This window comes from Gemella haemolysans (assembly GCF_001553035.1).
Taxonomy (GTDB): Bacteria; Bacillota; Bacilli; order Staphylococcales; family Gemellaceae; genus Gemella; species Gemella haemolysans_B.
Map to the genome: position 1 here is coordinate 101,938 of NZ_KQ959954.1, position 25,843 is coordinate 127,780.

The 25,843-nt window shown below is 30.6% G+C and carries 27 protein-coding genes and 1 other annotated feature; of the genes, 25 read left to right on the forward strand and 2 right to left on the reverse strand.

The features are described 5' to 3' along the window. Nucleotides 1-215 precede the first annotated feature (215 nt). From HMPREF3186_RS04255 to HMPREF3186_RS04300, 10 genes are all read left to right on the forward strand, one after another. Nucleotides 216-1,037 (forward strand): energy-coupling factor transporter ATPase, encoded by an 822-nt coding sequence (locus HMPREF3186_RS04255; RefSeq protein WP_060914068.1) that lies wholly within the window; start codon nt 216-218, stop codon nt 1,035-1,037. Further along, nucleotides 1,022-1,909 carry an energy-coupling factor transporter ATPase gene (locus HMPREF3186_RS04260; protein WP_060914069.1) on the forward strand — a complete coding sequence of 296 codons (888 nt, stop codon included), beginning with the start codon at nt 1,022-1,024 and terminating at the stop codon, nt 1,907-1,909. Before HMPREF3186_RS04255 ends, HMPREF3186_RS04260 begins: the two co-directional genes overlap by 16 nt. Continuing rightward, the gene (locus HMPREF3186_RS04265) at nt 1,902-2,690 is read left to right on the forward strand and encodes an energy-coupling factor transporter transmembrane component T family protein (protein WP_060914070.1); all 789 of its coding nucleotides are present in this window, start codon (nt 1,902-1,904) and stop codon (nt 2,688-2,690) included. Before HMPREF3186_RS04260 ends, HMPREF3186_RS04265 begins: the two co-directional genes overlap by 8 nt. Nucleotides 2,691-2,715: 25 nt before the next feature. Beyond that, nucleotides 2,716-3,747 carry an L-threonylcarbamoyladenylate synthase gene (locus HMPREF3186_RS04270; RefSeq protein ID WP_060914071.1) on the forward strand — a complete coding sequence of 344 codons (1,032 nt, stop codon included), beginning with the start codon at nt 2,716-2,718 and terminating at the stop codon, nt 3,745-3,747. Between the two features lie 15 nt (nt 3,748-3,762). Further along, the gene (locus HMPREF3186_RS04275) at nt 3,763-4,725 is read left to right on the forward strand and encodes a glycosyltransferase family 2 protein (protein WP_060914072.1); all 963 of its coding nucleotides are present in this window, start codon (nt 3,763-3,765) and stop codon (nt 4,723-4,725) included. A 6-nt stretch (nt 4,726-4,731) separates the two neighbouring features. Continuing rightward, nucleotides 4,732-6,300, forward strand: coding sequence for a hypothetical protein (locus HMPREF3186_RS04280; protein ID WP_060914095.1), 1,569 nt, complete (start codon nt 4,732-4,734; stop codon nt 6,298-6,300). Beyond that, nucleotides 6,281-7,480, forward strand: coding sequence for a leucine-rich repeat domain-containing protein (locus HMPREF3186_RS04285; protein ID WP_060914073.1), 1,200 nt, complete (start codon nt 6,281-6,283; stop codon nt 7,478-7,480). Before HMPREF3186_RS04280 ends, HMPREF3186_RS04285 begins: the two co-directional genes overlap by 20 nt. 337 nt (nt 7,481-7,817) lie before the next feature. Beyond that, on the forward strand, nt 7,818-9,761 hold the full coding sequence (gene thrS, locus HMPREF3186_RS04290; protein ID WP_060914074.1) for a threonine--tRNA ligase: 1,944 nt from the start codon (nt 7,818-7,820) through the stop codon (nt 9,759-9,761). Nucleotides 9,762-9,964: 203 nt separating this feature from the next. Continuing rightward, entirely contained in the window at nt 9,965-10,549 is a 585-nt protein-coding gene (locus HMPREF3186_RS04295) for a peptidylprolyl isomerase (protein ID WP_060914075.1), read from the forward strand. 260 nt (nt 10,550-10,809) lie between these two features. Then, a complete protein-coding gene (locus tag HMPREF3186_RS04300; protein WP_060914076.1) occupies nt 10,810-12,090 on the forward strand; it encodes a solute carrier family 23 protein in 1,281 nt (426 codons plus the stop codon). 66 nt (nt 12,091-12,156) lie between these two features. Here the strand turns inward: HMPREF3186_RS04300 and HMPREF3186_RS04305 are convergent, their stop codons facing one another. After that, nucleotides 12,157-13,365 carry an MFS transporter gene (locus HMPREF3186_RS04305; protein WP_060914077.1) on the reverse strand — a complete coding sequence of 403 codons (1,209 nt, stop codon included), beginning with the start codon at nt 13,363-13,365 and terminating at the stop codon, nt 12,157-12,159. Nucleotides 13,366-13,436: 71 nt separating this feature from the next. After that, nucleotides 13,437-13,871: an ArsR/SmtB family transcription factor gene (locus HMPREF3186_RS04310; protein ID WP_060914078.1), complete on the reverse strand. Its 435-nt coding sequence runs from the start codon at nt 13,869-13,871 to the stop codon at nt 13,437-13,439. A 207-nt stretch (nt 13,872-14,078) separates the two neighbouring features. Between HMPREF3186_RS04310 and HMPREF3186_RS04315 the strand changes: the two genes are divergently transcribed. From HMPREF3186_RS04315 to HMPREF3186_RS04380, 15 genes are all read left to right on the forward strand, one after another. Then, the gene (locus HMPREF3186_RS04315; RefSeq protein ID WP_060914079.1) at nt 14,079-14,969 is read left to right on the forward strand and encodes a YidC/Oxa1 family membrane protein insertase; all 891 of its coding nucleotides are present in this window, start codon (nt 14,079-14,081) and stop codon (nt 14,967-14,969) included. A 133-nt stretch (nt 14,970-15,102) separates the two neighbouring features. Further along, nucleotides 15,103-15,174: a sequence feature (ribosomal protein L21 leader region), on the forward strand. A 19-nt stretch (nt 15,175-15,193) separates the two neighbouring features. Next, nucleotides 15,194-15,502, forward strand: a complete 309-nt coding sequence (gene rplU, locus HMPREF3186_RS04320; RefSeq protein ID WP_003144981.1) for a 50S ribosomal protein L21 — start codon at nt 15,194-15,196, stop codon at nt 15,500-15,502. Between the two features lie 2 nt (nt 15,503-15,504). Further along, a complete protein-coding gene (locus HMPREF3186_RS04325; protein ID WP_060914080.1) occupies nt 15,505-15,834 on the forward strand; it encodes a ribosomal-processing cysteine protease Prp in 330 nt (109 codons plus the stop codon). A gap of 5 nt (nt 15,835-15,839) precedes the next feature. After that, a complete protein-coding gene (gene rpmA, locus HMPREF3186_RS04330; protein WP_003145565.1) occupies nt 15,840-16,121 on the forward strand; it encodes a 50S ribosomal protein L27 in 282 nt (93 codons plus the stop codon). 221 nt (nt 16,122-16,342) lie between these two features. Further along, a complete protein-coding gene (locus HMPREF3186_RS04335) occupies nt 16,343-17,977 on the forward strand; it encodes a Na/Pi cotransporter family protein (RefSeq protein ID WP_060914081.1) in 1,635 nt (544 codons plus the stop codon). Nucleotides 17,978-18,216: 239 nt separating this feature from the next. Further along, a complete protein-coding gene (gene pnp, locus HMPREF3186_RS04340) occupies nt 18,217-20,304 on the forward strand; it encodes a polyribonucleotide nucleotidyltransferase (RefSeq protein WP_060914082.1) in 2,088 nt (695 codons plus the stop codon). Nucleotides 20,305-20,313: 9 nt separating this feature from the next. Then, the gene (locus HMPREF3186_RS04345) at nt 20,314-20,577 is read left to right on the forward strand and encodes a DUF2129 domain-containing protein (protein ID WP_060914083.1); all 264 of its coding nucleotides are present in this window, start codon (nt 20,314-20,316) and stop codon (nt 20,575-20,577) included. A gap of 97 nt (nt 20,578-20,674) precedes the next feature. Beyond that, nucleotides 20,675-21,229 (forward strand): 16S rRNA (guanine(966)-N(2))-methyltransferase RsmD, encoded by a 555-nt coding sequence (gene rsmD, locus HMPREF3186_RS04350; protein ID WP_060914084.1) that lies wholly within the window; start codon nt 20,675-20,677, stop codon nt 21,227-21,229. 2 nt (nt 21,230-21,231) lie between these two features. After that, a complete protein-coding gene (coaD, locus tag HMPREF3186_RS04355; protein ID WP_060914085.1) occupies nt 21,232-21,723 on the forward strand; it encodes a pantetheine-phosphate adenylyltransferase in 492 nt (163 codons plus the stop codon). A 2-nt stretch (nt 21,724-21,725) separates the two neighbouring features. Then, complete coding sequence (locus HMPREF3186_RS04360; protein WP_060914086.1) at nt 21,726-22,808, forward strand: undecaprenyldiphospho-muramoylpentapeptide beta-N-acetylglucosaminyltransferase; 1,083 nt, start codon at nt 21,726-21,728, stop codon at nt 22,806-22,808. A 1-nt stretch (nt 22,809) separates the two neighbouring features. Next, nucleotides 22,810-23,412 carry a phosphatase PAP2 family protein gene (locus HMPREF3186_RS04365; RefSeq protein ID WP_060914087.1) on the forward strand — a complete coding sequence of 201 codons (603 nt, stop codon included), beginning with the start codon at nt 22,810-22,812 and terminating at the stop codon, nt 23,410-23,412. Then, nucleotides 23,405-23,659 carry a DUF997 family protein gene (locus tag HMPREF3186_RS04370; protein WP_060914088.1) on the forward strand — a complete coding sequence of 85 codons (255 nt, stop codon included), beginning with the start codon at nt 23,405-23,407 and terminating at the stop codon, nt 23,657-23,659. Before HMPREF3186_RS04365 ends, HMPREF3186_RS04370 begins: the two co-directional genes overlap by 8 nt. Beyond that, nucleotides 23,649-25,103 carry a sodium/pantothenate symporter gene (gene panF / locus HMPREF3186_RS04375; protein WP_060914089.1) on the forward strand — a complete coding sequence of 485 codons (1,455 nt, stop codon included), beginning with the start codon at nt 23,649-23,651 and terminating at the stop codon, nt 25,101-25,103. Before HMPREF3186_RS04370 ends, panF begins: the two co-directional genes overlap by 11 nt. 45 nt (nt 25,104-25,148) lie before the next feature. After that, on the forward strand, nt 25,149-25,325 hold the full coding sequence (locus HMPREF3186_RS09155; RefSeq protein ID WP_003145576.1) for a DUF6501 family protein: 177 nt from the start codon (nt 25,149-25,151) through the stop codon (nt 25,323-25,325). A gap of 13 nt (nt 25,326-25,338) precedes the next feature. Further along, nucleotides 25,339-25,809 carry a LysM peptidoglycan-binding domain-containing protein gene (locus HMPREF3186_RS04380; protein WP_231724159.1) on the forward strand — a complete coding sequence of 157 codons (471 nt, stop codon included), beginning with the start codon at nt 25,339-25,341 and terminating at the stop codon, nt 25,807-25,809. Nucleotides 25,810-25,843 lie beyond the last annotated feature (34 nt).

The window sequence follows — 25,843 nt, forward strand, 5'->3', positions numbered from 1 at the left end:
AGATATCAATAAACCACTGCGTCTATGAGTTCCCATATGAACTTTGTCAAATTTTAGGACTTTTGGGTCAACCCCGAGAGAAACCGAAGCGAAAGTTCTCTTTAAGAAAAATAAAAATGATATGAATATATTTAATAGCTATCCGTATTTAGTTTGAGAAAAATCGGGATATTTGTTATAATAAAAAGATATTCTGTAGAAAATTAGGTAATAAAATGATAAAATTTGAAGATGTTTTTTTTCAATATTCTAGTTCTAAAAAGACTGCATTATCAAATATAAATTTAGCAATAAAAGAAGGGCGTTGGCTTAGTGTTTTAGGAAAAAACGGAAGCGGAAAGTCAACGCTTATGAAGTTGATTTATGGGCAGAATTTAGCAACTTCTGGGAAAGTAACTTTTAATAATAAAGAATACAATAAAGAACTTTATGATGATATAAAAAATAAAATAGCTATTGTTTTTCAAAATCCTGATAATCAATTCGTAGGATCTACTGTAGAAGAAGATATAGCATTTGGACTTGAGAATAGAAATGTTCCTCAAGAAAAGATGGATGAGATAATAGATAGAGTATTAGAAATTGTTGATATGACGGACTATAGAAAATATGAGCCCTCATCATTATCAGGTGGGCAAAAACAAAGGGTGGCAATAGCATCTTCGCTAGCTTTAGATCCTGAGATTTTAATATTGGATGAGGCTACGAGTATGCTTGATCCTGAAGCTAAAAAGTCTATTTTAGAGTATATAAAAAAAATAAATAAAGAAAAAGGAATAACTATAATATCTATCACTCATGATGCAGAAGAGAGTGTTTATTCAGATGATATTGTCATATTAGAAAGCGGAGAAATAGTTTATCAAGGGAATTATACAACGCTATATGCTGATACTGAGATTTTAGAAAAATATAGCTTAGAGGTTCCTTTTGTAGAAAGAATAAAAAAAGACTTAAACAATTACCTGAATCAAGAAATATTTGAAATAGAAGAAGATGAGGGGAGTGTAGTAAGAAAAATATGCAAATTAGTTTAAAAAGTGTAAGCTATACTTATAACTATAAGACCCCATATGCTAGAGAAGTCTTAAAAGATATAAACTTGAAGATAGATGAAGGAAGTTATACGGTAATAGTAGGTAAGACAGGTAGCGGAAAGTCTACCCTTATAGAGCATATTAATGGCTTATTATTACCCACAAAAGGAGAAGTAGCAGTAGATAATGTATTGATTACTAATCCACAGAGTAAAAAAGAAAGAAGAGAATTGGCTAAAAAACTGAAAATATTAAGACAAGATGTTGCGGTGTTATTCCAGTTTTCTGAACAGCAGTTATTTGAAACAAGCGTTCTAAAAGATATTATCTTTGCACCCTTAAATTATGGAGTCGCAGAAGAGAAAGCTATCTTAAAAGCAAAAGAATTAATAAAATTAGTAGGACTTGATGAAAGTTACTTAGATAAATCTCCTTTTGAATTGTCAGGAGGAGAGATGAGGAAAGTTGCCTTATGTGGTATACTTGCCTTAGAACCTAAAGTACTAATATTAGATGAACCTACAGTAGCTCTAGATTATCAGAGCCGTGAGGAAATCATGGCTATGGTGAAAAGACTTAAAGAAGAGTTCGATATGACAATAGTACTTGTAACTCACAATATGGATTATGTATTAGAATATGCGGATAAAGTTTTCGTCTTGAAAAATGGAGAAATTAGTTTTGAAGGAAAGGTAGAAGACCTTTTCTTGAATGAACAAGTACTCAAGGAGAATTCATTAGAATTACCAGAAGTATTGAAGTTTTACAAAAAATTAGAAGCAAATAATATAGTATTGGATGTATTTCCTAGGAAATATGAAGAATTAATTAATGCTTTAAAAAATAAGATAGGAAGTAGTAGAAATGAATAATTCGTTAATAAGTAAGTATATTCCATTAAATACTATTATTCATAATCTTGATCCGAGAACTAAAATATTTTTTGTGATTTGGTACTTAGTAGATGTCTTTATTGCATATAGTGTGTTAGAATTTTTCATCTTAATACTAATGCTCCTAACGATAGTTATACTATCTAAAACGAGTCCGGCATTTTTAATTAATAGTGTAAAAGCTATTAGTATACTAATCTTATTTACTTCGTTGATTCACCTTGTTTTTAATAAAAAAGGTGATGTGTTGTATGAAGTATTAGGTTGGAAGATTTATAGTGGTGCACTTTTAGGAATTGCATTGATTACAGTGAGGTTTATTTTAGTTGTTGCGATAATGGTTGTCTTTATGGCTACTACTTCGCCAACAGAAATAACAAGTGCAATAGAAAAGAGTCTTGGTTTCTTACAAAAAGTAGGGGTACCAATCTCGACTTTTGCACTAGTATTATCTATTTCACTTAGATTTATTCCGACTATATTAGAAGAAACTAATAGAATAATAAATGCACAGGTTTCACGTGGTTCAGATTTTAATGAAGGAAGCTTAGCGCAGAAAGTAGGGAAATTTATTCCTATACTGATACCATTATTTATAGCTACTTTGAAAAGGGCTGATGAGCTTGCTACTGCAATGGAAGTAAGAGGCTATTCTACTACCGGTGTAAGAAGTAAGTATAAAGTACTAAAATATAATAAACTAGATTATTTAAGTTATATATTAATAATAGTTATTACAATATTTATAATGTTAGTGTAGTATGAAATTTTAGAAAGGAGATAGGATGGAAACTGAAATAATTAATATTTCGAAAAGTGAAAGTAAAGAAGAAATATACAGTAAGTTAACTGAGTATTACAAAAGAGGAAAGCTTGTAGCTATTCCAACAGAAACTGTTTATGGATTAAGTGCTAATGCTATGGATGATGAAGCGGTGAGTAAGATATATGAGGCAAAAGGTCGTCCGAGTGATAATCCGCTAATTGTTCATTTTTATGAAATGAGTCAGCTAGATAATATTGTTGATTATAGTGATGAAAATGTTAAGAAACTTATAGATAAGTTCTGGCCAGGTCCGATGACTTTAATTTTAAATGTTAAAGAAAATAACGGTATTTCTAAAAAGGTTACTGCAGGCTTAAATACGTTAGCTGTCAGAATGCCATCTAATGTCACTGCTCGAGAATTATTAAAAGAAACTAAAGTTCTATTAGCAGCACCAAGTGCTAATACAAGTGGAAAGCCATCTCCGACAAAATTTGAACATGTGTATCATGATTTGAATGGGAAAATAGATGTAATAATCGAAGATGAACAATCGGATATCGGTTTAGAAAGTACGGTTATTGATTGTACAAGATATCCACTTGTTATTGCGCGCCCTGGGGATATTACTAAAGAAGACATTGAGTCTGTATTAGGAGAAGGTAGTGTGAAGTATAATGAAGAAGTACTTACACAGGATGCCGCACCTATATCGCCAGGAATGAAATATAGACATTATTCTCCTGAAGCGGAATTAGTATTATTTAATGATTCATTTGAAAATTTAATAAATATTTTAAAAGATAAAAATCAAAAAACCGGTTTCATTACATATAAAGAAATGGAATCTAGAGTTAATGATTTAAATGTTTCTATAAAATATTTAGCAGATAATGAGAAAAGTGTTGAACAATCTAATAAAAATTTATATAATATTCTAAGGGAGTTTGATGAAGAAAAGGTAGAGGAAATTTTTATACTACCAATCGGAGAAACGAAAGAGAATAAAGCTTTGTTGAATAGACTTAATAAAGCTATAAGTAAAAAATAAAATAGGAGATTTGTAATGAAAAAGTTATATGTAGTTATACCTTGTTACAATGAAGAAGAGGTATTAAATGAGACTGCAAAAAGATTAGAAGTTAAAATGAATTCTATGATAGAAGAAGATTTAATTTCAAAAGATAGCCGTGTTGTCTTAGTGAACGATGGTTCAAAAGACAGAACATGGGAAATGATAGAAGAACTTCATGAAAAGAATCCATTATTCAGTGGTATTAACTTAAGTAGAAATAGAGGACACCAAAATGCACTTTTAGCAGGACTTATGACTGTTAAAGATCACTGTGATGTAAGTATTTCTATGGATGCTGATTTACAAGATGATATTAACGCTATGGATGAAATGATGAAGAAATATCTAGCTGGTGCTGATGTAGTTTATGGTGTTCGTTCTGCAAGAACTACGGATACATTCTTTAAACGTTTCACAGCTGAAGCATTCTATAAAGTGATGGAAAAACTTGGAGCAAACACAGTGTTTAACCATGCTGACTATCGTTTAATGAGTAAACGTGCATTAGAGGGATTAGCTCAGTTTAAAGAAGTAAACTTATTCTTACGTGGTATCGTTCCTATGATAGGATATCCAAGTGATATCGTTACATATGAACGTGCAGAAAGATTCGCTGGAGAAAGTAAATATCCATTATCTAAGATGTTAGCATTTGCTTTCGAAGGAATTACTTCTTTATCTGTAAAGTTAATTAGATTCATCACTATAGGTGGAGCATTAATGATATTTATTGCTGCGATAGTATTTTTCTACACATTGTATAGTTATTTTGCAGGATTTGCAAGACCAGGATGGTCAAGTTTAATGATATCAATGTGGTTTATCGGTGGAATGATTATGATTTCACTAGGTATTGTGGGTGAATACGTAGGTAAAATCTACTTAGAAACAAAAGGACGCCCAAGATTTATTGTTGAAAAATTCTTAAACGAAGAGAAAAACGAAGAGGAATAATTGACAATGAACAAGGAAATATTAAATAAATTTTCTAACTTTTTAGTAAAAGTTATAGCTGTAATTTTCATAGTACTTATGGGGATAAACTCTTTATTAGTATTAACAAAAACAGCGATATTTCCTAAAGATTATCAAGAAACTTTATATTATGAAAATGTCAGTGCTATACTAAATATTATGTTCCTTATAATATTTAGTATAGTTATCTTAATATTAGCGAGATATTTGAAAAAAATAATAAGTGTTCAAAGATTAGTGTTGATAGTTATGATCTATGCCTTTATTATTAGTATCTTGTTTGCAATATTGAGAAGAGACTATGTTCAGTTTGATCCATTTAACGTAATAGATCAAGCTAATAATTTCATAAGAGAAAACTACAGTGGTCTTGATAAAGGAAATAACTATTTATACATATATTCACATCAAATTACAACAGTATTTTTATTCCAAATTTTACTGTCACTATTTGGTAGAGCAACATTTATTTTATATATAATGCAAAGTTTTTCAATAAGTTTTATTATCTTTATGTTATATAAAATAGCTAATATAATGTTTGATGATGAGGATACAAATTATCTAGTTGTAATTCTTAGTGGTCTATGTTTTCCGTTAATATTCTATGTTGCATTTGTATACGGATTATTACCGGGTATGTTTTTAACATTACTGGCTTACTATTACTTTATAAAGTATACTAAATACAAAAAATGGTATATGTTGGTAATAAGTGCTATTAGTATTAATGTTGCGATACTATTTATAGGTAATAACTTAATACATATGTTAGCCATATTCTCGGCAGCAGTTATTTATCTTATTAGAGTTAGAGATAAAAAAGTGATTGCGTTTATGGTCAGCTGTCTGTTTTTAATGAGTGCTTCTAAGAGTTTAATCTATAACTATTATGAAGTGAAAAGCCAAAAGACAATTGCTGACGGTGTCCCAAAAATTACATGGATAGCTATGGGAATGCAAGAAGGAGATCGTGAAGCTGGTTGGTGGAATAGATTTAACTATGATATTATGCCAGAAGAAGATTATGATACAAATCGCATAACCGAAATCTCTAAGGATTCGATAAAACAAAGAGCAGAAGTGTTTAAGAAAAACCCAAGATATGCTGTAGATTTTTATCAAAGAAAATATGAAAATCAATTTTTAGAACCAACATTCCAAAGTTTATTGGTAACTGCACCACAAAGGAATTTCGATAGTGAAACTAAGTTAGAAAAAGTAAAAGACTTTTTTATAAAACAAATTTACTTTGATGAAACTCATCGCGTACTTACTTTTATCATGAAGGTATTTCAGGTATTTGTGTATGTATTTTCTGTAGTATTTGCAGTAAATGTTTATAAGAAGAAAAAAGAAATATTAACTATAATTCCTGTAGCCTTCATTGGTGGAACGTTATTCCATATGATATGGGAAGCGAAAAGTAGATATGTATTTCCGTACTTTGTATTTTTAATTCCACTTGCTGCATATGGATTAATAATTGTAAGAAATAAAATAACTGAATATAGAAAAAATAAAGAGGAAAAAAATGAAAAAGGTAATATATAAAGCTTTTATCATAGCATTATTAGGATTAACAGTATCTGCTCCTGGGATAAAGGCTAACGATGTCTATGTACCCTTTGGAGAAAAGAAATTTATAGAAATTGAAAATAGTGAAAAAATAGAGTTCGATGACCTAAATCTTAAAGAGGCTTTAATAGAATACTATAAGTTTCATATTAATAAAAATTTTAAAGGTGAGGAAATAACGGTAGGTATGATGGAACAATTTACAAGTCTGTCATTACCTTGGAAAAACATTTTTTCTCTAAAAGGTTTAGAATACGCTGTTAACTTAAAAAATCTAAACTTATCTAATAACTTTATCGAAGATATTACACCATTAGAAAAGTTAGTTGAATTAGAAGATTTAAATCTTACAAACAATAAAATAAAAGATCCAAAGAGTTTAGCTAAATTAACAAAGTTAAGACAATTAGTGCTTAGAAAAAATTTAATGAATAATTTAGATTTTCTAAATGACCTAAAAGTAGAATCATTAGATATTTCTATGAACAGTGTTTTAAAAGATTATATTCCGAATAATTTAAAACTAGAAAATCTAAGAAGTCTAAATCTTTCAGGTATAGGTTTAGATAATATATCATTTTTAAAAAATGCAGGGAAACTTGAGAGTTTAGTTGCTGAAGAAAATGCTATTAAAGACTTAACTCCATTAGCTGAATTGAAGTCTTTAAGAACTTTATATTTGGATAGAAATAATATTAGTGATATTACAGCGCTTAAAGATTTGGTTAGTTTAGAAGAATTACTATTATATAAAAATAATATCGAGAATGTAGATGCGTTAAAAGATAAAAAATATCTATATCGACTAATGTTAAATGATAATCTAGGTTTAAAAAATATAGATGCATTAAAAGATGTGCCGAATATTTCTAGCATAGATATATCTAATACTTCGGTAACTGATATTTCAGCATTAAAGGATGCTAAGTATCTATATTATATCGCTTTGAAAGATACTAAAATCAGTGACGGTGATATAACTTCATTCGAGAAAAGTAATCTAGAAGTTAAAAAGTCTAATAACATAGATAAAAAGCTAGAAATAGTAAAAACAGAAGCTGCGAAATATTTTAGTATTAAAAATTATATTTTTATGGTGTTAATACTAATTTTCACTTTTAGTGGTATTAGAAGCTACTGGAGAAAAAATAAATAAAATGCAAAAGATAGATGAGTTTTCCCTTGAAATTCATCTATCTTTGTGCTAGAATTACATTAATGAAATAAATCAATATATACTTAGGACACGATATATATTTAACTTATTTAAGAGAGGGTATGGTGCTGAAAATATCTATAAGCAATATATGTTACTACCTAGCAATAGTATTAACATAGTTAGTGAGCTTTATTCACAAAGAGGAAGTAAATTTACTTCGAATTTGGGTGGTACCACGAAAATATTCGTCCCTTCTTTAGTTTCGGCTAGAGAAGGGATTTTTTAATTTTTGAGTAAGTTAGACTAAGTATATAAAAAAGAAGGAGACCTTAATATGGCTAAATTAGTTTTTCCAGATGGAAATGTAAGAGAATATGATAATAAAACACCATTAGAAATCGCTGAGAGTATTAGTGTAAGTCTTAAGAAAAAAGTGATTTCTGCAAAATTAGATGAGGACTATATCGAAGTTAACAAACCAATAACAAAAGATGGTCACTTAAAACTTATCGTTGCAGACGATGAAGATAAAGACAGCTTATATGTATTACGCCACACTTGTGCACACGTATTAGCGCAAGCATTAAGAAGATTATATGGTAAAGATGTACACTTCGGTGTTGGTCCAGCTATCGATGGTGGGTTCTACTATGATTTTGACGCTGAATACAAAGTGTCAGAAGAAGACTTTAAAGCAATTGAAAAAGAAGTTAAGAAAATTATTAGCGAAAACCATACGATTGAAGGTCGCGAAGTAAGTAAAGAAGAAGCTTTAGAAATCTTTAAAGAAGATCCATATAAAGTAGAATTAATTAATGATCTTCCAGCTGATGAAGTTATTACAGTTTACACACAAGGAGACTTCACTGATCTTTGTCGTGGTGGACACCTAAGTGCAACTTCAAAAATTAAAGAATTCAAATTATTATCTGTAGCTGGTGCATACTGGAGAGGTAATAGTGACAATAAAATGTTACAACGTATCTACGGAACAGCTTATTTCACTAAAGAACATTTAGAACAACACTTAGTACGTCTACAAGAAGCACGTGAACGTGATCACAGAAAACTAGGTAAAGAATTAGGAATCTTCACTACAAGTCAAAAAGTTGGTGCTGGATTACCATTATGGTTACCAAACGGTGCTACTATCCGTCGTACTATCGAAAGATATATCGTTGATAAAGAAGTAGAATTAGGATATGACCACGTGTATACTCCAATTATGGGATCTAAAGATCTATATATTACAAGTGGACACTGGGAGCACTACCAAGAAGACATGTTCCCACCAATGGAGATGGACCACGAAACAATGGTACTTCGTCCTATGAACTGTCCTCACCACATGATGGTTTATAAAAATGAACGTCACTCATACCGTGAACTTCCAATTCGTATTGCTGAACTTGGAATGATGCACCGTTATGAAGCAAGTGGAGCAGTAAGTGGATTACAACGTGTTCGTGGTATGACTCTAAACGATGCTCACATTTTCGTACGTCCAGATCAACTTAAAGATGAATTCAAACTTACTGTAGGACTTATCGAAGAAGCATATAAAGATTTAGGTATTAAAAACTTTAGTTACCGTCTATCATACAGAGATCCAGAAAATACTGAGAAATACTTCGATGATGATGCAATGTGGAATAACGCTCAACAAATGTTAAAAGAAACTGCTGACGAGTTAGGATTAGATTATGTTGAAGCTGAAGGAGAAGCGGCATTCTACGGACCAAAACTTGACGTTCAAGTAGAAACAGCAATTGGAAAACAAGAAACATTATCTACAATTCAATTAGACTTCTTACTACCAGAAAGATTCGAATTAGAATATATTGGTGAAGATGGAAAAGCTCACCGTCCAGTAGTTATCCACCGTGGTATCGTATCAACAATGGAAAGAATGGTTGCCTTCTTATTAGAAGAGTACAAAGGAGATTTACCAACATGGTTATCACCAAACCAAGTACGTATTATCCCAGTAAACAATGATTACCACTATGATTATTCTAAAGAAATCATGCAAGAACTTAAAAAAGCTGGAGTTAAAGTAGCTATCGATGATAGAGATGAAAAACTAGGATACAAAATCCGTGAAGCAGCAAGCAAAAAAATCCCATATACTTTAGTAATTGGAGATAAAGAAGTAGAGAACAGAAATGTTAACGTTAGAACATTTGGTTCATTAAACCAAAAAGAAGAAAGCTTTGCCGAATTCAAAGAAAATATCTTAAGAGAAATCAACGAAAGATTAATCGAGAAAAACGCATAGTAAAATAGGGAGTGACTCAAAAATTGTGATTTCGGAGAAATTGATTTTGTCGAGTCACCCCCGCGCAGTTTATTGATATCTAAAAAGCTTTTATAAAGCGATTTTAGATATCAATAAACCACTGCGTCTATGGTTTTTCGTAAGAACTTTGTAAAATTTTAGAATTTTTGGGTAAGCTCATAATCATAATAAGGAGAGATATAATGTTAACTCAATTAACAAAAAATGTAAAAAAAGGTCAAGTTAGAGTAAAAATTAAAACTACTCACGGAGATATGACTTTCAAATTATTTGAAAAAGATATTCCAAAAGCAGTAGAAAACTTTTTAACTCATGCAAAAAATGGGTACTATAAAGGTATTATTTTCCACCGTGTAATTAAAGACTTTATGATTCAAGGTGGAGATCCAACAGGTACAGGTATGGGAGGAGAATCAATCTGGGGACGTAGTTTCGAAGATGAATTCTCAATGGATTATTTCCATTTCTATGGTGCGTTAAGTATGGCGAATGCTGGACCAAACACAAATGGAAGTCAATTCTTTATTGTTCAAAATTCTCACGTAGATGCTAGAACTTTACAAGCACTTGAACAAGGTGGTTGGCCACAAGAAGCTGTAGAAGGATATGCTAAACTGGGGGGAACTCCTCACTTAGATCACCGTCACACAGTTTTTGGACACTTAATCGCTGGTGCGAAAACTCTTGAAAAAATTGCAGCAGTAAAAACTGGAGCTCAAGATAAGCCAGTTGAAGAAGTTGTGATTCTTGATATAGAAGTTAAATAATTCTAGAACGCAAGGTTAGTATATTTAATCTTGCGTTTTTATAATGTTAAAAAAATTTATTATATAATTTTAGATTTTAGATTTGAAAGATTGCGGTAATTTAGGAAACAGAAGAGAATTTTTGTATTATAATGAAATATTATTAATTATTTTAAAAAATTTCAGGTGAAACTTTTAAAAAAATAGAAAAAAACACTTTCAAATTGACTATTCATGTGATATAATTATGAAAGTTTGAATATAAAAAAAGGAGAAGAAGAATGGCAGAAAAAACAAGAGTAAAACCAATTCTAGATGTTCATGAAAAGCCTAACTTAGCTCTATGGGTAACGTTAAGCTTACAACACTTATTCGCAATGTTTGGGGCGACGGTGTTAGTACCGATTTTAACAGGATTACCAGCAAGTACTGCTTTAACGACATCAGGTATTGGAACACTTACGTATTTATTAATAACTAGAGGTAAAATTCCTGCGTATTTAGGATCTTCATTTGCCTTCATTAATCCGATTATTGTGCTTTCAACTACTCACAGCGTTGAAACAGCAATGCTTGGTGCATTTTTAGCCAGCTTAGTTTATGGTGTTGTAGCAATGTTAATTTACAAATTTGGTGTAAATTGGCTACTTAAACTTTTACCACCAGTTGTAGTTGGACCTATTATCATTGTTATTGGACTTGGAATTGCTCCTACAGCAATCAGTATGGCGATGTATAAAACAGTAGATGGGGCTAAAGTTTATGACTTAAAATACTTCTTAGTAGCTCTTATCACATTAGCAGCAACAATCTTCTGTTGTGTAGCTTTAAGAGGATTTGCGAAACAAATTCCAGTATTATTAGGAATTGTGTTTGGATATATTGTTGCAGTGATTGCAGGATTAGTTGATTTCCAACCAGTTATCGATGCTCCTTGGTTTAGTTTACCGAAGTTCACTATTCCGTTTGTAACATATGCACCAGAGTGGAATGTTGCAGCATTAGCAATGGTACCTATTGCTATAGTAACAATTAACGAACACATCGGTCACCAAATGGTATTATCTGAAGTAGTAGGAAGAAACTTCTTAAAAGATCCAGGATTACACCGTTCAATCTTAGCTGATGGAACAGCGATGATGTTTGCATCACTTTTAGGTGGACCACCAAGTACAACATACGGTGAAAACATTGGGGTGCTTGCTATTACACGTATCTTCTCTGTATTCGTATTAGGAGGAGCAGCGGTATTCGCACTTATCTTAAGTTTTGTAGGTAAGTTCTCAGCTCTAATCTCTACGATTCCATCACCGGTTATGGGTGGTGTATCGATCTTACTATTCGGTATAATCGCTTCAAGTGGACTTAGAATGTTAGTAGATGAAAAAGTAGACTTAAGTATCAACAGAAACTTAGTAATTTCATCAGTAATCATCGTTTTAGGTGTTGGTGGAGCAATGCTTAAATTCGAAAGTATTAACTTCGAACTTCCAGCAATGGCACTTGCAGCTATCAGTGGTGTGTTATTAAATGCATTCTTACCAAAAGAAGATAAAAAATAGAAATTAATTTAATAGCTAGTAACTTGTATAAATAAGTTGCTAGCTATTTTTTGTATGAAATATTTCTTATTCAAGTAATTTTGAAAAACTAGGTAAGCTTCTAATATTTTTATTGAATAACCAAAATAGAAATATACTAAGAATTAATAATGAAGTAATAATTATTATAGTTTTAATACTGTATTTTATACTTAATACTCCTGACAATAATGCGCCTAGCGGGCTAAAGGCTATTGACAGACCTATCATAGTTGACATAGCGATATCTAATTTATCTTTACTTATGATACATTGAATCATTGTTTGAGAATATGTATTTAAAATCCCGATTAATATCCAACCAAAAAGAAATAATAAAAAATTTATAATTTTGTTAGTTATAGAATTATTATTAAGTATGCTAAGTGATCCCCAAGATAGAGCTATACCTAGTGTAAATGTAGTGTATAGAGTACTTAATCTTATATTTTTTAGTGTTTGACTGTTAGAAAGAAAGGCTCCTATTAGAATACCAAGTCCAGATGCACTAAGTAAAATTCCATAAAAATAGCTAGTTTCCGAATACTCAGGAAGTAGTGTTAGTAACGAACTGGTAGAAAAATTAATTACTATAATTCCTATTAATAATGGTTTTAATAGAGGAGTATTACAAATTTTTATTCCACTACTTAGTTTAGAAAAGTAATTTTCTTGTATAGTATTAGTATTTTTAGATAATTCATCTGATAAGAAGATGAATATAAAGCTGTTGATAAAAAATGTAACGCTATTTATGATAAAAGCATATATTGTCCCAAAGAATGTAATAATAAATCCACCTATTGAATTAAATAGTGCATCACTACCTTGATAAGCTATAGAAAATAATGAATTTGCTTTAACTAAATCTTCTTGTTTAACTATTTTTGGAAGTAAGGTAAGTTGAATAGGATAAACAATTTGATTGATGAAACTAATACAAACAATAAAAACTATTAGTGTAGTAATCTGTAGCTTATTTACGTAGATTAGATAAGTAATAACTAGTAATATTATAGCTTGAAATAACTGTGAAATAATTAAAAATCTCTTTACATTAAATTTACTGATTAGTGGTGATACAAATATTTGTAATATAGTGGTAAATGAAATTAGAAATAAAGTAATACCACTATAAAAGGTAGATTTAGTTAATATGTAAATTAATGTTAGAGTAGCTATTGAATATATGCTATCACCGAAATTAGTGATTAATCTACCAAATAGTAAAATTGAAAAGTTTTTATTTTTAAACATAGAATCCACATCCTTTATAAAAATTTTAACGATAAAAAACATTTGACAGTCTATTTATTATTTAACAGCTCTTAGCGAGCTGTAGAAATAATACTAATACTAACACTATTTTTATTTTCTGAGGAGAATTTTTTTTCTAGTTTTTTAACTTCATTCCAGAAATCTTTCATGTCTTCTCTATTTATATTAAAATTAACTGAAGTATTGTTAAATAAGTCATTAAAGATACTAGGTGAAGGTACAAATGCCTGTGCAGTTGGTAGGTAGTATTTTTGAATTATACCATTTATTGTATCTGTGTCAACTACTTCGATAAAACTATTTTCCTCTAGAATATTAAGGTGATAGTGTATTTTAGTTCTATTAATTTTTAATAGTTTAGCAAGTTCTTTTGAGTTTTTCTTTTCTGTACCGAGTGTTGTAAGAATACTTATTCTTAAAGGATCGGAAATAACCTTCAGTTTCTCGATATCTGTAATATATTGTATATCTTTAATAATAATCATCCCCCTTTTACTAATATTATATAACTAACTCTATCAACTGTCAATTAATTTTGAACGTTAAAATTAAATTTTTATAACTTTATTAAATTTAATGAAGTTTAGTTAAACAATAGTTTGACTACCTCTTTTATATTTGATATAATTTACTAGGTATATTAGTTAGTAAGAACTTACTAAAACTACAAGAAGAAATAAAAATTAAGGAGAATGAAATTGAAAAAACTATCAGCAATTTTATTAGGTTTGCTTGGGGTAGTAACATTATCTGGATGTTCACCAGATGATAGATCTGGAACGTTTTATGAAACATTCGTAAAACCGATGGACATATTCTTAGCAAAAATTCATGAGTATACTGGAAGTTGGGGTTGGTCAATTGTAATTATTACACTGATTATTAGATTACTAGTACTTCCATTCATGCTACATAACTATAAAGTACAAAATAAAGCGAGAAAAGGGCAAGAATTAGCTCGTCCAGAATTAGAAGTAGTTCAAAAGAAACAACAAGCTGCGAAAGAAAAAGAAGCTAGAGCTATCTCTAACGAAGAAAAAATGCAAGCTCGTAGCGAACTTATGGAACTACAAAGAGAGCAAATGGCTATCATGAAAAAATATGATGCTATGCCTATAAGCTTAGGTGGATGTTTACCGATTCTTATACCTTGGCCGTTCTTAATGGCGATATACTACACGCTAACAAATCCATTATATTCTGCAGGAATTATTGATTCTACTTTCCTAGGAGTGTTTAGTCTTGGTACACGTTCATATACATTACCAATAATCGCGTTCATAGTTTATGCTATTCAAACAAAATTAAGTATGAAAATGATGCCACAAACTGTGCAACCTGGGCAACCTGGAGCTGAACAAATGCAAATGATACAATGGATATCACCTGTAATGATTGCAGGTTTCTCATTCATCGTAGCTGGAGCAGTAGCCGTGTATTATATCGTTGGGGGATTATTCATGATATTCCAAACATACCTAGGACACGCATTATACCCACCATATAAACCAGAAAAACAAAAGAAACAAGCTTTTGATCCAGAAAAAGTTACATTAGTTTCTAACAAGAAAAAACGTAAATAGTTGAATAAATCAGTAATCATTAGAAATAATGTTTACTGATTTATTTTTTTGAAAAAAAAGTAAGAAAAGTTACCAATATAGTTGACGTTAGGGTATATATGTGTTAGAATTGTATTGTTGTGTAGCTCCTAAATAGCTACTACAACCGCACATATAAGGTAAACAAGTGAGAAATCCACCTTATATGGCGAGTCTTAGTAAAAAATATTTAAGGAGGTGCAGATATGTACGCAGTAATTAAAACAGGTGGGAAACAACTACGTGTTGAAGAAGGACAAACAATCTTAGTTGAGAAGTTAGCAGCTGAAGTTGATTCTACAGTTACTTTTGACGAAGTAGTATTAGTAGGTGGAGAAACTACAAAAGTTGGTGCTCCTTTAGTAGCTGGTGCGACAGTAACAGCTAAAGTAGTTGCTCAAGGTAAAGGTAAAAAAATCACAGTATTTAAATACAAACCTAAAAAGAACAATCACCGTAAATTAGGTCATCGTCAACCTTTCACTAAATTAGTAGTTGAAAAAATTAACGCTTAATCATGATTAAGGTGGAAATCGTAAAAGAAGTTGAAGTTATTAAACAAGTAACAGTTGATGGACATGCTGATTATGCTGAACACGGTTCTGATATAGTTTGTGCAGGTGTTTCTGCTGTCGTATTCGGTTTAATAAATGCAGTAGATGAACTAGATGAAGATGTAGAGTTTGACATTTCGTCTAACGAAGATGTGACTGGACATTTAACATATAGATCGTTAAAATCTACAGACAAAGAGCAACTTCTACTAAATGCAATGCTAGTTGCATTAAAAACAATTGAAGAAAATTATTCAGATTATATAACTATTGAAGTAAGAGAGGTGAAATAGACATGATGTTACAATTAAATTTACAATTCTTCGCATCTAAAAAAGGGGTAGGTTCTACTAAAAACGGACGTGACTCTGAATCAAAACGTTTAGGTGCTAAAAGAGCTGATGGTCAGTACGTAACTGCAGGTTCTATCTTATACAGACAACGTGGAACAAAAATTTGGCCAGGAACTAACGTAGGAAAAGGTGGAGATGATACACTATTCTCACTAGTTGACGGAGTTGTACGTTTCGAAAGATACGGACGTAGCCGTAAAAAAGTTTCTGTTTATCCACAAGCTTAATAAGCATAATAAAAAGAGGTATTTACTTTATGTAGATGCCTTTTTTATTTTGTTAAAATATTAGTGTTTTATAGTTAAAGTATAAAGTAATTAAAGTAAATATTTGTAATAATATTTTAATATTTCTTGTTTCAGATTTTGGTTGTACTTTTAAAATTTATATGGTAAAATTTACTTGTGTGTTATATGATACACGCAACATATACTAGGAGGACAAAAAAGTGTCAGCACTTTGGCAAGAAATTTTATTTTCTTTTTTAGGAGGTCTTGGATTATTCCTATTCAGTATTAAATACATGGGAGACGGACTTCAATTAATAGCCGGGGAGAAAATGCGATATGTTTTAGATAAATATACATCTAAACCGCTTATGGCAGTTTTAGCCGGGATAATAGTTACGATACTTATTCAGTCGAGTACAGGAACGATCGTAATTACTATAAGTTTGGTAGGAGCAGGATTATTAAAAACTAGACAAGCAATAGCTATAGTGATGGGTTCAAATATTGGGACTACGTTAACTTCATTCATTATTGGTTTTAATATTTCTAAATATGCACTTCCTTTGATATTCTTAGGAGCAGCGTTTTTATTCTTTACTCGTGCTAAAATAGTAAATAATATCGGACGTGTAATATTTGGTTTCGGTGGGATTTTCTACGCTTTAAAAATGATGTCTACAGCTATGGGACCGATGAGAGATATGTCGTGGTTCCAGAACGTATTAGCGCATATTAATGATAGTGCGGTAGTAGGGGTAGGAGTAGGTACATTTTTAACAGTACTTATTCAATCTTCAGCAGCAACTATAGCCATTTTACAAAACTTGTATGCAGATGGTGCTTTGAGTTTACAAGGGGCATTACCAGTATTATTTGGAGATAATATCGGAACAGCGATTACAACAGCTGCATTAGCTATGGTAGGTAGTAATATTGCAGCAAAACGTGTAGCTGCATCTCACGTATTATTTAATGTTATTGGTACGGTAATCTGCTTAATAGCATTAGTTCCTTATGGAGCATTCATTCAATTTTTAGAAACAACGCTAGGTTTAGAGCCGAAAATGACTATTGCATCAGCACATGGTACATTTAATATTTTAAATACGTTTATCCAATTCCCGTTTATTAGTTTACTTGTAGTTCTTGTAACTAAACTTATTCCTGGAGAAGATGAACAAATTAAATATAGTGCACAATATCTTGATAAATCACTTATTGTAAGTGCACCTGCAGTTGCACTAGGTCAAGTTCAAAAAGAATTTGTAGAGATGCTAATTTTATCTAAGAAAAGTTTACGTAACTCTGTAGAGTACTTTATGAATCGTGATGAACAATTACGAGAAAAAGGGGAAACTTACGAAGATGCAATAAATAATTTTGATGAACAAATGACAGATTACTTAACTCTGTTATTCAGAGAAAAATTAAGTCCTAAAGAAGGGTTAATAGCTTCAACATTACTAGATGGTACTCGTGATGTTGAAAGAATTGGGGATCACGCAAGAGATATAGTATTATCAGTAGACTACCAAATTAGAAAAAAACTTAAGTTCTCAGATACAGCAAGAGCAGAAGTTCAAGAAATGTATGATCTTTGTAATGATGTAATTTTAAAAACTATAAAATCATTGGAAGAAAATAACATAGCTTTGGCGGGAGCAGCATTGGCGGCTTGTGAAAATATTTACGCACTTGAAAAAAATGCACGTAAACAACATATTCAACGTATGAAAGACGGAATTTGTGAAATTCCAGCAGGAGTAGTTTACATGGATTTAATTCAACACTTTACACGTATAGCGGAGCATGTTAGAAATATTTTAGAAAAAGAAATTCAAGGTAATATTTAGTTATGTCAAATAAACAAAAAATATATGTTATATTATTTGTTATTATGTTGTTAATAATATTAGTTTTATATAAACTATATCAATTACAATTAGTTTAGAAATTAATAAACGAAAATATAGAGAAATCAAAGTTATTTCTACTATGTTTTCGTTTTTTTTCTTTGTAAATACTAGTATTCGTGATATAATAAGGTAGTCGATTTATATAAAGTTTTAGAAAATATTGAAAGGAAATAAACATGTTTCAAGATAAAAAAGTTTATACAACACAATGGGCTGGAAAAACATTAACAGTTGAACTAGGTGAAATGGCTCGTCAAGCTAACGCAGCAGTAGTAGTAAAATACGGAGATACTGTTGTATTAACTACAGCTGTTGCTTCTAAAGAAGCAAAAGATGTTGATTTCTTCCCGTTAACAGTTAACTATGAAGAAAAAATGTATGCAGTAGGAAAAATTCCAGGAGGATTTTTACGTAGAGAAGGTCGTCCAGGAACAGAAGCGACTCTTGCTGCACGTTTAATCGATAGACCGATTAGACCATTATTTGAAGATGGATTTAGAAATGAAGTACAAGTTATTTCAACTGTATTATCAGTAGAGTATGATTGTGATCCAGTAATGGCAGCAATGCTAGGAAGTTCACTTTCACTATCAGTATCAAATATTCCATTTAAAGGACCTATCGCTGGAGTAACAGTTGGATATGTAGATGGAGAATATGTAATTAACCCAACAGTTGAACAAATGGAACGTTCTACAGTTGATTTAAAAGTAGCTGGAACAAGTGATGCTATTAACATGGTAGAAGCAGGTGCAAAAGAAGTATCTGAGGAAATTATGTTAAATGCCATAATGTTTGGACATGAAGAAATCAAACGTTTAATCGAGTTCCAACAACAAATCGTTAACGAAATCGGACAAGAGAAAATGGCAGTTGAGTTAAAAGTTATTGATGAGACTATTTACAATGAAGTACTATCAATGGCATTAGCTCAAATGAAAGAAGCAATTGCTATTAAAGATAAACAAGCACGTGACGAAGCTATTTCTGCTGTTAAAGAAAAAGTTCTTGAAGTATTCGAAGAACGTGCAACCGCCGAAGATGAGTTAGATATCGTTAAAGAAGCAAAATTATCATTAGATAAAATCGTAAAAGATGAGGTTCGTCGTGAAATCACTGAAGATAAAGTTAGACCTGATGGACGTGCATTAACAGAAATTAGACCTTTAGCATCTAGAGTGGATGTATTACCAAGAACACATGGTTCGGCATTATTTACTCGTGGACAAACTCAATCTTTAGGTGTTGTAACATTAGGTAACTTATCAGATGAACAAATCATTGATGATTTAACTCAAGAAGAAAATAAGAGATTTATGTTACACTATAATTTCCCAGCATTCTCAGTTGGTGAAGTAGGATTCAGTCGTGCTCCAGGACGTCGTGAAATTGGTCATGGTGCTTTGGGAGAACGTGCATTAGCTCAAGTTATTCCTTCTAAAGAAGATTTCCCATATACGATTCGTATCGTATCAGAAATCTTAGAATCTAACGGTTCAAGTTCTCAAGCTACAATCTGCTCTGGATCTATGGCTCTTATGGCAGCTGGGGTTCCGATTAAAGCTCAGGTAGCTGGTATTGCAATGGGATTAGTTAAGAAAGATGAACATTACACTATTTTAACTGATATTCAAGGTATGGAAGACCACCTTGGAGATATGGACTTTAAAGTAGCTGGTACTGCTGACGGGATTACTGCGCTTCAAATGGACATCAAAATTGATGGTTTAAGTGAGCAAATCTTAAAAGAATCACTAGAACAAGCGCGTGTAGGTAGATTGCAAATTCTAGATCACATGAACAGCATTATCGCTGAACCTCGCCAAGAAGTTTCTACATTTGCACCGAAAATTAAAATTATTAAAATTAAACCTGAAAAAATTAAAGATGTTATTGGTTCAGGTGGTAAAGTTATCAATGAAATCATTGAAAAAACTGGTGTTAAAATTGATATCGAACAAAATGGTGATGTATTTATTTCTTCACCTGAAATTGAAGGAATTAATAAAGCAATTGAAATTATCGAAAATATTACTCGTGAAGCAGAAGTTGGTGAAATCTATCTAGCTGAAGTTAAACGTATTGAAAAATTCGGTGCTTTCGTTGAATTATTCCCAGGGGTTGATGCTCTAGTTCACATTTCTAAATTAGCTGAAGAAAGAGTAAATAAAGTTGAAGATGTTGTAAAAGTTGGAGATACTCTGAAAGTTAAAGTAATTAAAATTGATGAGAAAGGCCGAGTAGACGCAGCAGCTCATTTCTAGGAGAAATTTATGGAGTTATTTGAAAAAGAAAGACGTGGAATATATGTCTATTTTAAAAGTTTTAAAGACTTAAATAAATTAGAAAAATATGGGAACTTTATTTCTTATTCTAAAAGAGGAAGATATGCTTGCATATATGTTGATGAAAACAGATTAGGCAACATAGTAGAAGAACTTAAGAAAAAGAAATTTGTAAAAAAAGTAGAATTATCAGGAATGTCTGACTTGCATTTAAGTTTTGAGCATTTAGATAAAGATTTACAAACAAAATAAAAATATTAAAATAAGGGGGAAGTGTAAGCCATATTCTCCCTTATTTTAAAGATATCATTAATAAATACAGTATATTAGATATTTATTGCGAGGAAACATGAGAGTTATAGCAGGAAAATACAGATCTATAAAATTAAATGCTGTTGAAGGAATGAATACAAGACCGACAACGGATAAAATTAAAGAAAATTTATTCAATATGATAGATTGCTATGATTGTAAAGTATTAGACCTTTTTGGTGGGACAGGTGGCTTGGGAATAGAAGCGTTAAGTCGTGGAGCGAAGCACACAACTTTTATAGATGGAAGTAATAATGCAATAAAAGTCATTAAAAGTAATATTGAAAAATGTAGAATAGATGCTACAGATTATTCTTTATATAGAAATGATTTCAAACGAGCATTGAAAATTTTCGGAAAAAAAGAAGAAAAATTTGATATTATTTTTCTAGATCCACCATATGATAAAGGATTAATAGATGAAGCATTACAATGTATTTTAGATAATAAACTATGTAATGATGATGCGTTAGTTATTTGTGAAAAGAGTAATACAGAAGAAATCACTATTACTGATGAAAAACTTGAAGTTATAAAAGAAAAACAGTATGGAATAACAGATATAGTAATCTTTGAATATATGGAGAAATAAAAATGAAACGAAAAATAGCGATTGTACCAGGTAGTTTTGATCCTATTACTTATGGACATATAGATATTATAAAAAGAAGTTCAGAGTTATTTGATGAGATTATAGTAGCTATCTTGGTAAATCCTGATAAGAAATATTTATTTTCACTTGAGGAAAGAGTGGAGATGATTGAAGAAACAATAAAAGATATTCCAAATGTAAAAGTTGATGCATTCTCAGGATTGTTAGTAAATTATGCAAAGAAGGTTGGCTCAAGTGTTATAGTTAGAGGTCTAAGAGCAGTATCTGACTTTGAATATGAGATGCAATTAACATTTATGAACAAAGCTTTGGATGAAGGAATTGAAACATTTTATATGATGGCTAATAAACAATATTCATTTATTAGTTCTAGTATTGTTAAAGGTGTTTCAGGTTTCGGAGCAGATTTATCTAAGTTTGTTCCTAAAAATGTAGAAGAGCGTTTGGAAAAAAAGATGAAAGAGAGAGGATAAAGGTGAAAAAAATCCTATTTACTGGAGGCGGTTCGGCAGGTCATGTATCTGTCAATGTGGCTTTAATTCCAGAATTTAAAAAAAATGGATATGAAATCTCTTATATTGGTAGTAAAACTGGTATAGAAAATGAGATGATAGGAAAAATTCCAGAAGTAAAATATCACAAAATAAGTTCGGGTAAATTAAGAAGATATTTTTCTTGGGAGAATTTTATAGATCCATTTAAAGTATTAAAAGGAATAGTAGATTCTTTATTAATATTGAAAAAAGAGAAACCAAATTTTGTTTTCTCAAAAGGTGGATTTGTTAGTGTCCCGGTTTGTGTGGCAGCTAAGTTACTCAGGATTCCAGTAGTCTTACATGAATCAGATCTTACCCCAGGACTTGCTAATAAAATTAATATTAAGTTCTGCAATCATATCTTTACTACTTTTGAAGATACTCAGAAGTTTTTACCAAAAGGTAAGGCTAGTTTAATTGGTGCTATTGTAAGAGATGATATTTATACAGGGGATAGTCAAAAAGCTTATGAATTAACAGGGTTTAATGAGGATAGACCTGTGTTATTAGTAATGGGTGGATCTCTAGGATCAAAAATTTTAAACGATTATATTTGGGATAATATTGATCAACTTACTGAAAAATATCAAATCGTTCACCTAGTTGGAAAAGGGTTATTAAATAACAATATAGATAAAAAAGAGTATAAACAATTTGAATTTTTATCAAAAGAATTGTTTGATGTACTAAAAATTACCGATTTTGTTATTTCAAGAGCAGGAGCAAATTCAATATATGAATTTTTAGCTTTAGAAATACCTCCGATTCTTGTTCCACTTGGAACTAATCAAAGCAGAGGAGATCAAATTGAAAATGCAAGATTCTTCGAAAAAAATGGATTTGCAAAAGTAGTTGTTGAGGAAGATTTTTTAACACTTCCTATTTCACAAATTGACGAATTTTATAATAATCTTGAAAATTATAAACATTCTATGCAAGTTTATAAAAATGAAAAACGTGTTATTAATGATGTAATAGATTTTTATAATAAGATATTAGAAAAAGTAGGAGGTGAAAAATAGGATGAAGAAATTGAGCGTACTTACGTACTTGAAGATATTAGTTTTCATAGCGTTAGCAGTTGTAGCGATAAAATTTCCAAATAATGATTTTGATAGAGTAATTGCTGATTTACTTGAAATAAAAGCTTTGGAGCAAATAGCTAAAATAATATCACTTGTTTTTAATGATAAGTTATTATTACTAATAATGATCTTATTGACAGGGTTTTTAGTTTGGATAAAAGAGTTTAAGAAAGCTGTATTTATATTCTTTAGTGCAGGTTTTGGAGGATTCTTCCTGGCAACATTCAAATATAGTATTCAAAGGGGTAGACCATTGCCAGAACTTCATGATGGTTTTAGTTTCCCTAGCGGTCACTCTACTTTTGTAGTATTATTTTTCTTAGCATTACTTTTTGTAATTAATAAAAAAGAAATACTATCTGTAATTGCTACCTTTGCAATTATTGCAGTGCCAATTTCAAGAATGATTCTAGGTGCACATTTTATTAGTGATGTAACAGCGGGATTATTACTTGGAAGTATCATAGTTGACTTTATGAAAGTTTATTATGAAAATATCTATAATATTTTAATGAGGGTATTAGGAAAGACAAATGAATAAATTTAAAAATAAAGAGGGAATAGTTGCACTTTTCTTAGCAATTGTACATTTTGCTCTATGGTATTACTTTGCTTATATTAAATTTGATGTAAATAATGTAAAATCATATAAGTATGTGTTAGGACTTCCCGAATGGTTTTTTTACAGTTCTATAGTGGTTAGTGTTCTGATAATAATTTTAGTTATTGTCTTAACAAATCTTTTGCTAAATGATGAGATAAAAGAGGAGGAAAACAATGACAAGTAATTTAGATTATAGAATATTAATTCTCTTTGTAACTATATTTTTAGGAATAATACTATTACCATTATTTATGAATCGTATTAGTAAAACAGAACAACATGGTGGTTTCTTTGAAAAGTATTACTTAGCAGATAGAAAGGTAAGTGGTATTGTCCTAGCGATAACATTAATGTCTACTTACGGATCTGCTTCTACGTTTTTAGGAGGACCTGGTGTTGCTTATAAACTTGGTTATGGTTGGGTATTACTTGCTGTAATTCAAGTAGTAACAGGTTATTTTGTACTATTAGTTTTAGCTAAAAAGTTTAAAACTGCCGCACAAAAAATAAATGCAATAACAATAAGTGATTATTTAAAAAATAGATATGAATCTAAAGTAGTAGCCTTCATATCAACACTTGCTATGATTGTATTTTTAATTGCTGCGATGAGTGCCCAATGGGTAGGTGGAGCTAAATTATTAGCAGCCTTCATGGGAATTGAGTATAAGACTGGTATTGTTCTTATCTCAGTAATTATTATATTCTGTGTAGTATTCGGTGGATTAAAAAATATTCTAATAACTGATATGATTCAGGGATTAATAATGATTTTCTCTACGATAATTTTACTGATTGCAGTAATTAATTATGGTGGAGGTATTGACCAAATTACTGCAAACTTAGTTAATATAAATGAAAAAATATTAACTCCGTTTGGAGCAAATAGTAGTTTAACACCAAGCTATGTTAGTTCATTTTGGATATTAGTCGGAGTAGGGGTTATTGGTATTCCGCAAATTGCTATTAACTCAATGTTATATAAAAATAAACGAAGCTTAAAACAATCTATTATTATCGGATCAATCGTTATCTTTATAGTAATGTTTGGAGTTCATTTAATAGGAGTTATGGCAAGAGGAGTATTCCCAGATATCAAAGACTATGATTCTGTTATTCCGATAATAACGTTAAAAGTACTTCCTTGGTATTTAGCAGCATTAGTTCTTGCAGCACCAATGGCAGCAATCATAACAACAGTAAATGCTCAATTCTTATTAATATCATCTGCTTTAATAAAGGATTTACTATTTAATAATAAATCTATTAAAGAAAAAATTACAGGTAAGAAAGTTCCTGTTTTTGTATATGGTGTTAATATTCTTGTTATTTTATTGATAATGTTACTAAGTATGAGACCACCTAGTTTAATAGTAAATGTTAACCTATTTGCATTTGGAGGATTGGAAGCCACTTTCCTATGGCCAATATTATTAGGATTATACTGGAAAAAAGCTGAAAAATACGGAGCACTTAGTTCTATAGTTTTAGGATTAGTAAGTTATATACTTATAAAAACTGTATATGTAATTAAATTTATAGAACCAGTAGTGATTTCGTTATCAATATCTCTAGTAGCTTTTGTAATAGTTTCATTATTAATGAGTAAAAAACAATTGAAAAAATAGTTATATTGTAATAAAATAAAAAATAAAGAGTAAGGAGGAATAAAAATGTCGAAAAAAGTTATAGTTAAACATACAGATGCTGAGAAATTCACTGTTAGTAATATGCTAACTGTGGGCAAAGAATATGAAGTAGTGAATGAAACAGAAGAATATATATTTGTAGTAGATAACAGTGGAAAAGTAGGCGGATACTACCACGATTATTTTGAAGAAGTAAAATAATTCAAGAGGCAAAATGATGAAAAAAAATACTATAAAGAATACAGTTCTAGTTGGATTATTTATAATACTAGCACCACTTATTCTAGTAGGGGTGACTGCATTAGGAAACTCTTTAGGGGGAAAAGCAAAAGATAAAGTTGTTCAAACAACTGAACAAACTGCTAAAGTTCCAGAGGAGACAAAAGCTGAAAGTAATAAAGATATACCTAAAGCTAATGATTCAAAAGTAACAGAAGAAAATACTAATAAGAAAGAATCTTCAACTAATGAAAAAGAAAATGGTGAAACAGAGGGAGTAGTAAGTACAACACCTGTAGCAGGCCAAGATTATATTATTAAAGCTGGAGACTCATTATTCGCTATAGCATCAAAAGCATATGGAGAAGCTAATTCTCAAAATGGTGTAGAAAAAATTAAAGAGGCAAATAATATTAGTAATAATAATATTGCAGCTGGACAAAAAATTCAAATACCGAAATTATAAAAAGAAATCATCTCATTTTTTTGAGATGATTTTT